The sequence below is a fragment of the Algoriella xinjiangensis genome (assembly GCF_900115015.1).
GTDB classification, from domain to species: domain Bacteria; phylum Bacteroidota; class Bacteroidia; order Flavobacteriales; family Weeksellaceae; genus Empedobacter; species Empedobacter xinjiangensis.
Map to the genome: position 1 here is coordinate 1 of NZ_FOUZ01000021.1, position 14,269 is coordinate 14,269.

The 14,269-nt window shown below is 31.1% G+C and carries 14 protein-coding genes; all 14 read right to left on the minus strand.

Annotated elements, in window-relative coordinates; genetic code table 11:
* Positions 1 to 229 precede the first annotated feature (229 nt).
* The 14 genes from BM072_RS14835 to BM072_RS14900 all read right to left on the minus strand — a co-directional run bounded on the left by BM072_RS14835 (position 230) and on the right by BM072_RS14900 (position 13,333).
* The gene (locus BM072_RS14835) at positions 230 to 520 is read right to left on the minus strand and encodes a hypothetical protein (RefSeq protein WP_092910452.1); all 291 of its coding nucleotides are present in this window, start codon (positions 518 to 520) and stop codon (positions 230 to 232) included.
* Positions 486 to 911, minus strand: coding sequence for a hypothetical protein (locus tag BM072_RS14840; RefSeq protein WP_143080494.1), 426 nt, complete (start codon positions 909 to 911; stop codon positions 486 to 488). The genes BM072_RS14835 and BM072_RS14840 overlap by 35 nt, the downstream gene beginning before the upstream one ends.
* Before the next feature lie 163 nt (positions 912 to 1,074).
* A complete protein-coding gene (locus BM072_RS14845; protein WP_092910458.1) occupies positions 1,075 to 1,812 on the minus strand; it encodes a hypothetical protein in 738 nt (245 codons plus the stop codon).
* A 157-nt stretch (positions 1,813 to 1,969) separates the two neighbouring features.
* The gene (locus BM072_RS14850; RefSeq protein ID WP_092910460.1) at positions 1,970 to 2,869 is read right to left on the minus strand and encodes a DMT family transporter; all 900 of its coding nucleotides are present in this window, start codon (positions 2,867 to 2,869) and stop codon (positions 1,970 to 1,972) included.
* 377 nt (positions 2,870 to 3,246) lie between these two features.
* Complete coding sequence (locus BM072_RS14860; protein WP_092910465.1) at positions 3,247 to 4,764, minus strand: reverse transcriptase domain-containing protein; 1,518 nt, start codon at positions 4,762 to 4,764, stop codon at positions 3,247 to 3,249.
* Positions 4,765 to 5,135: 371 nt separating this feature from the next.
* Complete coding sequence (locus BM072_RS14865) at positions 5,136 to 7,133, minus strand: N-6 DNA methylase (protein ID WP_092910468.1); 1,998 nt, start codon at positions 7,131 to 7,133, stop codon at positions 5,136 to 5,138.
* 3 nt (positions 7,134 to 7,136) lie between these two features.
* On the minus strand, positions 7,137 to 9,521 hold the full coding sequence (gene hsdR / locus BM072_RS14870) for an EcoAI/FtnUII family type I restriction enzme subunit R (RefSeq protein ID WP_092910471.1): 2,385 nt from the start codon (positions 9,519 to 9,521) through the stop codon (positions 7,137 to 7,139).
* A 447-nt stretch (positions 9,522 to 9,968) separates the two neighbouring features.
* Positions 9,969 to 10,259: a helix-turn-helix transcriptional regulator gene (locus BM072_RS14875; RefSeq protein WP_092910474.1), complete on the minus strand. Its 291-nt coding sequence runs from the start codon at positions 10,257 to 10,259 to the stop codon at positions 9,969 to 9,971.
* Entirely contained in the window at positions 10,249 to 10,602 is a 354-nt protein-coding gene (locus tag BM072_RS14880) for a type II toxin-antitoxin system RelE/ParE family toxin (protein WP_092910481.1), read from the minus strand. Before BM072_RS14880 ends, BM072_RS14875 begins: the two co-directional genes overlap by 11 nt.
* Before the next feature lie 217 nt (positions 10,603 to 10,819).
* The gene (locus BM072_RS14885; protein ID WP_092910485.1) at positions 10,820 to 11,362 is read right to left on the minus strand and encodes a hypothetical protein; all 543 of its coding nucleotides are present in this window, start codon (positions 11,360 to 11,362) and stop codon (positions 10,820 to 10,822) included.
* Positions 11,362 to 11,517, minus strand: coding sequence for a hypothetical protein (locus BM072_RS15505; RefSeq protein ID WP_177190329.1), 156 nt, complete (start codon positions 11,515 to 11,517; stop codon positions 11,362 to 11,364). Before BM072_RS15505 ends, BM072_RS14885 begins: the two co-directional genes overlap by 1 nt.
* A 76-nt stretch (positions 11,518 to 11,593) precedes the next feature.
* The gene (locus BM072_RS14890) at positions 11,594 to 11,812 is read right to left on the minus strand and encodes a hypothetical protein (protein WP_092910488.1); all 219 of its coding nucleotides are present in this window, start codon (positions 11,810 to 11,812) and stop codon (positions 11,594 to 11,596) included.
* A gap of 10 nt (positions 11,813 to 11,822) precedes the next feature.
* Positions 11,823 to 12,275: a hypothetical protein gene (locus tag BM072_RS14895; RefSeq protein ID WP_092910491.1), complete on the minus strand. Its 453-nt coding sequence runs from the start codon at positions 12,273 to 12,275 to the stop codon at positions 11,823 to 11,825.
* A 56-nt stretch (positions 12,276 to 12,331) separates the two neighbouring features.
* On the minus strand, positions 12,332 to 13,333 hold the full coding sequence (locus BM072_RS14900) for a replication initiation protein (protein WP_092910494.1): 1,002 nt from the start codon (positions 13,331 to 13,333) through the stop codon (positions 12,332 to 12,334).
* Positions 13,334 to 14,269: the final 936 nt, after the last annotated feature.

Genomic DNA, 14,269 nt, shown 5'->3' on the forward strand with positions numbered 1-14,269 from the left:
AACAGCTTGAAATTCCTTATCTTTTATGACTTGAATAAGATTTGTACCGAGTGAACTCATTTAATAATTTAGTTTTAGTAAGGTTGCGTACAACGTTTTGGCGCTTGGCGAAGAAGCGGATTTCGAAGCACTAAACTGTCTGCCAGTACTAAACTTGATACGAAGTACAAAGCTTCATTTAAGCACTGAACCCGCTTTTTTGCCAAACGTCTGTTATGCGGTCGCTTTTCTACTGTCCGCATATTTGATTTTTTAATTCATTCGGAATATTTGTCCAATTAGTCTCACTTGTTATTTTAAGTTCACAACCATATTCGCCTTTTGTAGCTAAAATAATTTGTCTAAACCAATCAAAATAGTTCATTTCTGTTGGTTTGGGTGAATAAAGGAATTGTCCATTGATGTCCCAATTAACACCTGATGCGTCTCTATAAATAAACTCAAATATCTCAGTTTTCGGTTTAACAAATAAACGTTCTTTGTCGTCAATCCCAATTTCTAATATTTTGTCTGTCGTCATTAGCTTTCTTGAATTGTTCGTTGTACTCTTTAACGTGTTGAGGAAATTCTTCTTCAAAAAATGGATAAGTTACTCCTTCTAATGTAATTTCAAATTCGTCTCCATCCATTCCACTTATTTGATTTCCTATTCCTTTAATTTCAATTCCGTTTTCGTTTATAACTTTTAAGTTCTCAATTGTTCGAGTTGATATTAACTTGTCTTCTGGATAGTCGTCAGCTAATTCAATGTTGTTTTCAAGGCAATATTTTTTAAAAAAGTCGTACCCTGAAATAATATTGTTAAACTGTATTTGTCCAAATACAACTCCCATTGGTGCGTCTGCTTTTTCAAATTCAGTCGTCCCGATTATTAGGTCGTCAAGAAATATGTCATACCGTTTTGTTGTCATTGGTAGCTTGTTTCGTTAAAGTGCCGCATAACGGTTTAGGCTATGAGTAGTTGCGTGGGTTAGCACTTAACTTTGCAAGTATGCACCAAGCTGAAAATCCGTGAGGATTTTCAGAAGTAGGCGAGAATAAGCAATTACTTATAGCCATTGTTAGCCACAGTACTTATTTCCACCAAATTGTAATTCCATCAAATTTTGCGTTGTCAGGAATTTTGGATTTATCGATTCCATTTCCATTCCACCAATCTTCCTTAAGTTCCGATTTCTTAATACTAAACCAAGCGTTAATATGACTTACATCCAAAACAATATGTTCCATATCGGGTGAAATTTTGTCTGTTGAATAGTATTTTTTTAAGTCTCCAAAAGTTGAGCTAAGTCCAATTTTTTCAGTTGTTTTAAATCGATTGTCTAAAATCGAAATTCGATTAATTTTTGAACTTGTATTTCCATTCTGCTTTGGTGTCAAAACCAAAATCTTTTTTCCGTTTGAGTCATAGATTTCGTAGTCATCATAGGTGTCGTCTGCGAATTCTCCATATCCAACAGTTTTTTTAATTTGTTCCTTTGGAATGGAATTATATACATCACTAATTGTCATACCTTTTGAAAATATTCCAACACGGTTTTCGGAAATGTGGAAATTGTCAAAAGTATAACCAGTTGTTTTTTTAACAGGTTCTTTTATTATTTCATTTTTAGTAGTTTCTTTCTTTTTTTCGATTTCTTTGGGCTTTGTTAATTCAATTGCTTTAGATTTAGAATTCTGCTCTTTTTTAGTCAATTCTAACTCACGTTGCAAAAGCTCATTTTCTTTTTCGAGTAATTCTTTTTCTTTTTTAGATATTGAATTACAACTTATTAAAATCAAAATAAAAATGGCTCCTAAAATTTTTTTCATAGTTTTGGTTTTGTATTGTGGCTAACGGTTGGCAGCTTGGCGATGTGGCGGATTAAGGAAGCCGAAACTTTCGATAAGCACTAATTTTCAGATACAAAACCAACTTCAAATTAAGCCTTAACCCGCCATATTGCCAAACTGCGGTTGGGCGCAGTTTTTATTCCTTTTCCAATGATTTGTTTTTCTTTTCTCTAATGAGATATACACTAATCAAAATTAATAATCCACCGATTGCATACCAAACTGTAAATTTCTCTTTGTCCAAAATTCCCCAAATTACCGCAACTACTGGTAATAAAAGTGAAATGGTACTTACAAAAACCGCAGAGGTATCTTGAACAAGCTTGAAAAACAAAAACATTACCAAAGTAGTGCTAATGACGGTTAGAAAGACTAAATAGCCTAGAGCCGTTAAAGTTTCATTTTGGCTGTAATCAAAGTCTGTAAAAAAACCTGAAAAACTTAAAATAAAAAGAGAGGGCACCATCCAAATAGTGTAAATACCTGTTGATATATCTGTCGATTTTATGTGATGTAATTTTTTTTCAATAATGAGTGCGGCTACGGCATAAAGTGCCGAACCTATAACTAATAAAACCGTATAATAAAGATGATTTTGGCCATTTTCTGAATTGGAAGAGTAAACTAAAATGATAGCACCTATAAATCCAATTATTGCACCAACATATTGAATAACTTTATTTCTGATTCCAAACAGAATTGCTCCTAAAACGAGTGTGAATATTGGGTCTAATGCATTTATGATGCCTGCCAATGAGCTACTTACGCCTTGTTGTGCAATAGGAAAAATAAAGACCACTAAAAAGTTACCAAATAATCCTGATAGAGCAATCCAAAAAACGTCCTTTTTTGACATTCTTTTCAAAGCTGGGAATCCAATAAATGACAAAAGCAAGCCTGACAATCCTGCCCTAAAGGCTCCGATTTGATATGGGTCAAATACTGGTAGTATTTTTTTTATGAGTATAAAAGAAGAACCCCAGATTATAGCAATAAAGATGAGTAGAAAATATTTATTTTGAATGAATTGCCTCATAAAATGTATATGCTTTTTTAATTCGACAAATTTAATCTTTTGATTTGTATATAACTATTCAATCAAGTATTTTTTTATTGACTTTCATCGATTTTTTAAATTGCGCCCAACGTTTTGCAGCTACCCGAAGGGCGGGACTTTTACCACAAAACTTGATTTGAAAAATTAATGTTCCATTAACCACAAAACTGTCTTTGGAACACGAAACCCCGCCTTTTGGGTAGGTGCTGTTACAAGCTGCCCTTCTTTCGGTCGTGGTTTGTCTGTCCTCTGTGTCGCTGTGTCTGTGCGGTTGGAAAGGCATACTCTTTTGCAAGCTTTGGCTCGTGGGATGGCTTGTGTGGCTTGCAAATGTGTATGACTTTAGCGTTGGCATTTTATTTAAGTCTTGCTTCATGGAATTTCATTAAGTCATTAAATTTCTTCCAAAACTTTCTACTTTGTCTTTTTACAAAATTGTCACCGTTTATTGATTTCATTGAGTCATTCGCTTTGTTTATGTAGCTTAGATAATTACCCCAATAATATTCATTCGTTTTTTCATAGACTGTTTTGTCTGCCTTTGACGGTCTATAAATTAGTTTTCTTTTTGCTCCTCTGTGTGTAAAACGCTTATAAAGTCTTGACTTGAATAAACTCTTGTCAGGATTTTTACTGTGTATTGCTAACGAAGTTGATTTTTTAAACGAGCTTTTCATTGCCCTATAGAACTTTGAAAAACCAGAAGTTTTTATCAAAACCCTTTGTCCGTCATATGAAAAACCTAAATACTCTAGTGTTTTTTTATGATTTGGAGTTTTAGTTTTTTCGTCTATTTCAAAACCAGTAAATTTTCCTTTCATTTCTTCAAAGCGAAAAACCTTAGTCTTATTTGGTTCAATTTTCAAATCAACAACAGTTTCAATTTTATCTCTGATTATTTTAATAATATCATCTTCATGTTGTTGCTCGCAAATAATTATTAAATCATCGCTGTATCGTTGATAAAAGCCACCAATTGAAGAAACTTTATCAAATATTTCTTGGTCAAATTCCAACATATAGATATTTGCCAATGTTGCACTGATTGGACTTCCTTGCGGTATTCCTACTGAATTGTTTTTTGAAATAACAAGGTTCAAATTCTTTTTAAGAAACTCTTTCTTTTCGCAGTAATGACTTGCTCCTTTCTCTTTGAAGAATTTACCATTTTTAATTTTCTTCCTTACAAATTCAGTTTTATTTGAACAATTTGGAATACCTGTTTCTACCATCATTGTATTCCCATAGCTTTCAAATAACTGGTCGCCTTCGATGTATTTGATATTTGTCAGGGATTTAAACAAGTTGTAATGGTCTTTTGGTAGAGTTGTTTCGTTTAGAACTCTTGACCATTGCTTTTTTAAAGTTTTGTGATTTAAATTGTCAAAAAAGGAAGTAACATCCGCAACGATTGCGGTCAGTTTTTTTGACTTGTTATTATGGATAAATTCAAAAGTTGTTTTAGCAAAATCAATATTGCATTTATTCTTGTCCGAACCTTTTGAAATAGGGATTTTACGATAGGCAACAATAGATTCATTAAAGTTTTTTACTTCTAAATATCTTTCGTAAGCAGTTGCTAATATTTCATTGTACTTTGATAATATGAGGCTATCTAAATGTGAGGCAAAGAAAATATCTCTGACCTTTGGCTTACCAAGTATTCTCGTTCTTTTTCCGCTAGGATTCAAAACTGAATTGTTCGCCCTAAATTTTCTTTTTACAATTGATTTGTGGATTAACGGAAGGAAACTATGTAATCTAATTTTTTCAGAATTTTCAACATACTCTTTTACCCAATTATAATCCTTGATTGTAATTGGTAAACCTATATGAGGATACTTCTTTGTTTTAAACCACTTTTCTAATTCCATTTTATCAAGTTAAAAAAAGAGGGGGCAGATACTAATAGTAGCAGGTTTGAAATGTACATGCTCTGTCGAAGCTTTGACCCTCTTTCAAGGGAGGCAACGCTACTCATCTCAGGTATAGAAATTGTTATCTTTGTCTGTAAATTCATAAACACAATAAATATGCTTAGAAAATTCATCCGCAGAACCAACTTCAGGGCTTCAACAGGGATTAATCTGTTGATAACTCTTTCCTCATTAATTCCTTTGCAGGAAAATTTGGAAATTGGTATTGTCCTTCCCAGCTAGCGTGTATCCTAGACGTGGTACCATTTAGCAAAACGTATCATTCCGACCATCTGCCCCCAAAATCTTTAGTTCATTATTTTCTTTTTTTAATAATATTCGTTTAAAAAACCGTTAAATAATTTGTCAGACAAGTCTTGTATTTCTTCATTTAAGCTTTTCAACTTATTAATTTCATTGAACTTTTTCACGATTAGTCTTTGCTCTTCTATTTTCGGAACTGAAATAACTTGACTAAGAAATATATCTTCATTCAAATACTTTCTATGTGTAGAACCGGTGCTTGAATTTTTGCAAATCTCTAAAAAGTTAAATGAATGAGTAAAATAATAAAACCACTCGCCATCTATTAAGTCCGTGTTAATTTTATATGTCCAAAAATTGCCTGTAATTATTGCACCTTCTAAATCATCTGGGATTAGTCCAAAAGCACCATTACGAGCATCTATTTTAGACAAAATAAAATTTCCCTTTCTTATATAGAATTGATTTTTCGTTCCAATTTTACTACCTAATTCTATATCTCTTAATACAACGCCATTGTGATTACCTTTAATTGTAACTCGCTTGTATTTTATATTGTTTTCAAGCTCAAAAGGTTCTTTAATTCTTTTTAGTAACTGAGAGATTTTATAAGGAACATGATTATTTTGTTTACTAATAGAAATGTCTAATAAAGAAATGCTATCAGAAAAACTTGCCAAATTTTGTTTTAGTGCTTTTAATGTTTTTGGCAATGAAATTACTTCACTTGAAAGAATTTTTGGATTTTTAATATCTAAATCCCAATTTATTAAATCTGATACTTGAACTTTCCAAGCGTTATCATTTTCAGTCCTGTCCAACCACCATTGTTTTAGTTCATCAAATTCTTCAACTAATAATGGTTTCGTTTTAGAATAACTTTTCTGTCCTTCAGGAAATTTATGTTGGTAATACCATATTTCGTTAGTTGGAGAACCTTTGTCAAAAAACAATAAATTAGTGCTTACAGTAGCTGGGAAAAATGAAGTAGAAGGTAGTCTTACGATTGTATGTAGGTTACATTCAGTCATTAGTTTTTCTAAAATTCTTGATTTTATTCCTTCACCTTTTATTGAACCATCTGGTAAAACAATTGCACATCTCCCATTTGGCTTTAAAAGTTGCAACATTAATACTACAAATAAGTCTGCACTTTCTTTACACCTATATGTTGCAGGAAAGTTTGTTTCAACACCGTCTGCAATGCTTGCACCGAAAGGTGGATTAGCAAGAATTACATCTACTTGGTCTTTCTTACCAATACTATTATATTCTTTCTTTAAACTGTCTATGTAATGGTAATCGGGAACATCAATTTCATGGAGAATTAGGTTAGTTAAACCTAAAACATATGCAACTGGTTTTAATTCCCATCCAGTAATTGAGTTTTGTAATACAGCTTCATCGTCAACTGTTTTTACATATTTATCTCGAATATGGTCAATTGCTGCTGACAAGAAACCGCCTGTACCAGCGGCAGGGTCTAATACTTTTTCGCCCAATTTTGGGTCGGTCATCATTGTCATTAATTGAGTTACGGCTCTTGGCGTATAATATTCGCCTTTGTTTCCTGCATCTCTTAACTCCTGCAAAATGCTTTCGTAAATATTTCCGAAAACGTGTTTGTCTTCTGATTTAGTAAAGTCAATTTCATTAAGCTTGTTAATTACCTTTCTCATTTCATAACCACTTTTCATGTAGTTATTTGTGCCGTCAAAGACTTCTTTCACAATTAAAGCACGTTTCGGATTGGTTGGACTTTTTATTTCACGCAACGTTAAGAAAAGCCCTTTATTAGAAAGTTCTGTGCTATCAATAAAATTTATTAGTTCATCGCCAGTAATTCCTTCGGAATTGGTTGCCCAATTTCTCCATTGAAATTTTTCTGGAATAACAGAAACATAATTGTCTTTAATAACTTCTAATTCTTGGTCTTTATCGTCCATAATTTTAAGAAACAACATCCAACCCAATTGCTCTAATCGTTGGGCATCGCCAGAGATACCTCTGTCTTGTCTCATTATATTTCTTATACTGCTTATTACTGCTGCTACATTTGCCATTTCTTATGCTGCTTTATAAAGTTCGTTTTCTAATTCTTTTAATGCTTGTATGTAATTTTCTTTTCCACCAAAAGCATTAATTATTTCAAGTGGCGAACCGAGTTTGTTTAATGGGTCAAGTTTTAAAACATCCAAACTTTCAATAGTGAGCAAATCATCATCTGCGTATTTATCAAGCAAACTTTTGATTACTGATTGTGCTTTCTCTCCATATTTGGTAAAGTAGTTCCTTTTCTTCACGTTGTTTGCTCTTTCCTTTCGTGTCAATGGTTTTGCTTCAAAAGCAACATGACAAATCAAATCAAAAGGGTCAAAGTCTTTTCCGATTTCTTCTTTCAATGCTTCAAAGAAAATTCCTTGTTGTTCCAATGCTTCAACAATTGCTTTTTTCTTGTCAGCGTTTTTCCATGAATTCAAAAAGGTTTCAAGTGTTGCGTACTTTTCAATTACATTTTTCTTGGTGTAATCTTTCAGACTTTCGGTTATTATTCGTCCGTCAGCACCTAAGTATTGAACACGTTCGTTTACAATTTTAACTTCAACTCCGTTAACTCTTATTTTTTCTCTTGGGTTAGGCTCTGCTACTATGAAACCTCCACCTGTTATGGTTGGATATTCAGGCGTTGGAAAAACGACATCACCACCATCCACCACATCAATAATTGGTTCGTCTGTTATTTCATCGTCTGTTCCTGAAATATCATCATCTTCTGTAACATCTTTTATCATTACAGGGTCGCCATCAAAATTAGGGTCTGCAAAAAGATTGGTTACATTTCTAAAATCCATTATGGTGAAATACGTTTTACCATATTCTTCATTAATTCGTGTTCCTCTTCCAATAATTTGCTTGAACTCTGTTGGAGAACCGATATTACTATCAAGCACAATGAGTTTGCAAGTTTGAGCATCAACACCAGTAGTCATTAATTTTGAAGTTGTCGCAATTACTGGATAGCGTTCACTGGGATTTATAAAACTGTCCAACTCTCTTTTACCTTCTTCGTTGTCGCCTGTAATTTGCATTACATACTTATTGTTTTGAGCAACCAAATCAGCATTGGCGTTAGCCAATGCGGTTCGCATGCCTTCGGCATGCTCAATGTCAATGCAAAAAACAATTGTCTTTGCGAAGCGGTCATTTCCTTTTAGAAATTCTGTTATTTTTCTTGCAACTAATTCTCTTCGTTCATCAACAACAATATTTTTATCAAAGTCGGTTCTATTGTAAATTCTATCTTCAACGGGATTTCCGTTTTTATCTAAAAAGCCTTTTGTTGGTCGCCAACCTTCGGCATCAATGTCAAGTGTTACTTTGATTACTTTGTAAGGAGCAAGAAAACCATCATCAATACCTTGTCTAAGTGAATAGGTGTAAACAGGTTCACCGAAATAATGAATGTTTGAAGTTTCGGTTGTTTCCTTTGGTGTGGCTGTCATGCCCAAATGTGTTGCAGTTTTGAAATAGTCTAATATTTCACGCCACTTGCTATCTTCTTTAGCACTTCCTCTGTGGCACTCATCAACTACAATTAAATCAAAAAATTCTGGACTAAATTGTTTGTAAGCATCATCTGATTTGCTGTCTGACAAGCCTTGATACAATGCTAAATAGACATTGTAAGCTGTGTCAATTTGCTTGTGTTTTATGATTGTCATTGCATCTTTGAAATGCCTGAAATCTCCTCTTGCGGTTTGGTCAATTAGTGAAGTCCTGTCTGCTAAAAACAGAATTCGTTTTTTTGCTTCACTTTTCCAAAGTCTGTAAATAATTTGAAATGCGGTATAGGTTTTTCCTGTTCCCGTTGCCATTACCAATAGAATTCTTTCTTGCTTTTTGGCAACTGCTTCAATGGTTCTGTTAATGGCAATTTGTTGGTAATACCTTGGTGAACGACCAGAGCCGTCTAAAAAATAGTCGGTTGAAACAACGCTTTCAACTTCTTTGTCTTCTATGCCTTTGTATTTTTTGTATTTCTCCCAAAGTTGTTCAGGACTTGGAAATTCGTCATTTGAAAGTTCGTTTTCAATGTTTCCACTTGTAACTGTTTTGTCGTGGAAATAAAAACCGTCTCCGTTGCTACTAAAAACAAAAGGAATGTCCAAAGTGTTGGCGTAACCCAATGCTTGTTGTATGCCAGCTTTTACAGAATGGTTGTTGTCTTTTGCCTCAATGATTGCAATAGGAACGTTTGGTTTGTAAAACAAAATGTAGTCGGCAAATTTCCGTTTTCCTCTTGCTGTAATTTTACCTTTCACATAAATGCGTCCGTCAGTAAAAAATATTTCCCGTCCAAGTTGAGTGTGTTCGTCCCAACCCGCCTTTGTCACGGCAGGAGTTATAAACTTCTCTTTTATGTCGGATTCTGATAAGTCCTTTTTGTTCATGTTCTACTTTTTATTGTCGGTCGGTGCGGTGGCAAAATTTAGCTCTTTTGGTTTTGCGAAGCGTTGGCTTGTGTGTCGGGCAAAACCAAATGTGCTAAATGTGCGGCTGGCTTTTATGTCGTTTGTCTTTCTGTTCATGTTTAGCACTGTCGTCTTTTAGGGTTGCTTGTAACATAGTAATTTACGAAGTAAATAATAGAAAAGTTTCGTGAAATATTCCCTATATCCGTATTTCGTGTAATTACTTTGTTAAAAGTAATAAATTCTTTGATAGTCTATATTATCTAAATAACATTTGTATGAATAGCGAGGTTTTTATTTAAAATTTTTAAATTCTCAATCATGGATCACGAAACTCTACAATTGATACTTTATTAATCTATTTCATTACTTAACATAATTCTTATTATAAAGCATAAAAAAACCTCCATTTAGGAGGTTTTTCTGTTATATTTCAATTGATATTTTTACTTTTCCACCTAATCCTTTTTCTACTATATCATATAAAGTTTTAAGTGTTAGATTACTTCCGTTATTTTCAATACGTGAAATATATTCACGTTTTTTATCTACTAATTCTGCAAGTTCCAATTGTGTCAAATGTTTATCTTCACGAGCTTTTTTTAAAAGTAAACCGATTTTAAAAGATTCAAAATCTCTTTCTAATTCATCTCTTCTTTCTGTTCCTACAGATCCGTAAATATCATTTTTAATATCTTTCCAGCTTTTAGTTTCCATTTCTTTTTGATTTTTGTTCGTAATACTCAATCATTATTTTAGAAGCTTTTTCAATCTCATTTTTAGGTGTTTTTTGTGTCTTTTTTTGAAATCCATTCATCAGCACTACTAATCTTTCTCCATCAAAGAAACAAAACACTCTCCAAATGTTAGATCCTAATTGAATTCTAGCTTCATATAATCCTTCAGTTCCAACTAAATGTTTTAAATAATTTGATGGAACACGTTCTAGAGTTTCAATAGCTTCAATTATTTTAAAGATTTTATCCTGTACTTTTTGTGGTTGATCTTTTAAGAAATCTTCAAAATAGTTTTTAAATGCTATAACTTCTCTTACTTTCATGACACAAAGGTAACTTAAAAGTTACTATTTTCAAAATTTCACCCACTTAACATAAGTATTATTATACACCTAAATATTTTAAGCTAAAACATTGACATTGTGCAAGTGCCGTTTTGGATAAATAGTTTTGAGTTTGAAAACGCTCTGAAAACCGCATTTTACCGTTGAGTAAGGATATTCAATACGGTCAAAATTTCAGATGATTTATGTATATAAATTAGGAAAAATCAGGAAGCGAATCATAGGTTCTGGAGAACATTTCTAAAATATCACTCTCTTTTTGATTTATATTTTCATTAGTATTATTAATCAAAATATAAGAACTAATAGATGGGTAATCAAATTGAGTAAAAACTTTTGAACCTATGCGAGTTTGTATAAAATATTTATATATTCTGTAACGTTGATTTTCTTCTAATCCTTCGGTTAATTTACTCGAGCTTGAAAAATCGATAGATCTTGAAGCATATAAAGCAAAACTTGCTTTAGGATGTTTAACTAATAATTCTGGAATTAATTGAATACAAGTAATAATAATCTTTATAGCAGACCCTTTATTTACTATTTTATTATACTTAAAATCACTTTTGCTGTCTCTTTGGCAATAAAATTTAATAGCAAACACATCTTCTGTATGATATTCTGCTCTAATAACATAATGTAACTTAGTGTCAGAAGAATAGAATTTGTATATATATGTAAAAAGATGGTCGGAACCATCTTTACAAATATCTTTTTGAATAAATTTTATAGGATACATTAAGGAATTAAAATTCGTTCAGAAACAGAAGGTTTAATTGAAACTTTTTTCCCTTTTAAATTTGAAACAATAATTTTAGTGGAAGTAACTTCTTTAAGAGGTTTCCAATTTAATTTTTGTCCTTTAGAAAAACATTTCACATTCTGAACTGCCATAGTAATCCGTTTAATATTAGTAGTAATATACGAAATATTACGATACAAAGATACAAATAGTATTACAAAAAGTATTTTATTTTGTAATACTATTTATATCATCTAAAATAGAAAGTTGATTTTTTACAGCATCTTTTTGTTTTTTCTCTTCTTTTTCGATTTTAATAGAGTGTTCGTTTCCATGAGCGAAAAGTATATATTCTATATACCTTTTTAAACTCATTCCATTTGCAGAAGCAAGGATTGATAAACGTCTTTCTGTTTCTAAATCCAAGTCGATTAATTTTCTTTTCATAAGACGGGAATTATTGATCTAATCCTTTTTCTTTTGCTTCAATAAAATTACGTTGGGTTAAATTGTCTGAAAAACTTTTAACGCTTTGGATTAAATTTTCATGCATATCTAATTGTCTATTGTAAGCATTTTTAAAGTACTCCATTTGATTCTCAATTGTACTTAGGTATTCTTTTGAGTTTTGTATTTGCTCTTTTAAAATAGGGTATTCAGTTAGTCTTTTTTGAAACTCTTGATATTCTTCATCTGTGAAATACTCTGTCACGCCATTGTCACTTTTTGTCAATTCTGTGTCAATATTTTGTTTTGAATTCACAATAGAATTAAAAATTAAATAAGAGAATTTGTATTTGTTTTCTCTAATAATTTGAGTTTCGTTAATTAGCTCATCTACGTATCTTCTTGCGGTTCTTTCGCTAATATTTAATTCATTAGCTAAATCTTTTAAATCGTATTGTTTCATTTTTTTAACTGTCAAAAATTGTCAAAATTTTGTCAAAAGTCTGTTAAAAATATAATCTATTTTCGTAGGAATATTTTTTCAAATAATTGTTCATCTTTCTTTTTTAATGCCCCTATTATAAAAGCTTTTTGATTGTCAGCATAGGAAGATGGTTCTCTTAAATCTACTAAAAAATCTATAATTTCTTCTTCTGTAAGTTTGTTATATAATCCTTCAAATAAATTTAAATTATTATTCAATTCTTTTTTAGTAAAATCAAAATTATGGATTAAATAATCCTCAATATTTTTAGAAATATACCAACGATTTGAAATTTGTTTATTTAATCGTTTTTTCTTCAATTCAGGATCTTCAAATTGGGGTTGATGTATTGGAATAAAACGAATACCTGTTATTTTTCTTCCTGTTTTTATTGTGTTGTAGTGAAATGTATAAGGGCTTTTTTCATCTAATTCTTTTTTTGCAGGCTCTATAATTCTTTTTATGAAATCAGCTGTTAATTTATACTTATTCGAAATTTGAAACATATCTTTTAAAGTTTCAATCGTATAATTAATAGGCTTTTTTTGATTGGATAATATTTCATAAAAACGCATAGAATATGTGCTTTCAAACTCCATAGCAACTTTTAATTCATACTTTTTAAAACCTTTAGAAAAGTCTATTAAAGCATCATTAATCATTTTATCTATTGTAAATGTTACTTTTTCAGAGTATTTGTTAATTTTAGGATTAGCTATAATAGATAGACTTGCCCACATTTTATCATCTTCATAGGTTAATTCTTTTCTTTTTAGATTTTCTAAAGCTTTCTTAACTTCTTTGTGATTAGTAGAGTCATTTTCTTTTAAAAATAGATTAATAGGTAAAGTGTAAGTTATATCACCTTGAGAATTACTATCCAAAATATATTTTTCATTTAGTTTTTTACCTTCAATTAAATATTGATTTAACTCTATTATCCTGTATAAAATTCTTTTCTCATAAACACTAAAATCATATTTTGCTGTAGTGAGAATATAAGATTGTATAATTTCTTTGTTTTCTACTTTTGCCATAGTATTGGTTTATATTTCAAATATATAATTTAATTATGACATTTAAAGTATGCACGTCTTATAATGTAGTAAAAAAGTCATATTAAAGTCATATTAAAGTAGTAAAAAAGTCATATTAAAGTAGTAAAAAAGTCATACTTAAGATTTTTATAAACCTTCTAACATATATGATATATATATACTTATCTGTTTCTAACAAAAGTTCGATAAGTAATGTTATATAAGCTATGTTTATTAAATACAAAAACATTGTAATTTTTTAGTTTTTAAGGAGTCATTTTTCGTTGAAAAATTGACTTTTAGGAGTTAGCTTGAATTGTACTGTTTTCATTGGAGTGGAAAAACAAAAACAAATTGACGTGACTTTTTTATGCGCACCAGGGGGCGGGCGGATTTATATATTTTAATAGATTTTATCTATATAAATACTTGATTTTTAATTTATTAGTGTAATTTTGTGGTTAAAATTTAATGTTTAACGTTGAATTTGAAAGCGAAACGATTTTAAACGACTTCTTTTTGAGGTCGTTTTTTTGCGTTTTAGGTACTATATTTTGTTTCATATATAAAGTGTTGTAATTTCTGTTTGAGTTTACTGAGCGTTAATTTTGACACATCTGTAACGGTATTATCTTCTTTTGTTGTGATTATTTCTTTGGAAGCTTATTATTTAATTAAAGTAGGAAATTTTGGTTTAAGGAGTTGGAAATGAAAAAAAAGGCTGAAAAAAGTTTTAGAATATCGGAAAATTGGGTAAATTAGAGAAAAGTAAAAATTAGAATAGGTCGAGATGTGTGTTTGTCCGTACAAAATGGGCTAAAATAGCCCTATTTTTCACGGAAACACTACTCTCGCATTCTCCCGATGGTCGAACGATTTTTTTAAGTTTTTAAAGATGAATAAAACCAAACGAATTGAAATCCGATTAACCCTTTT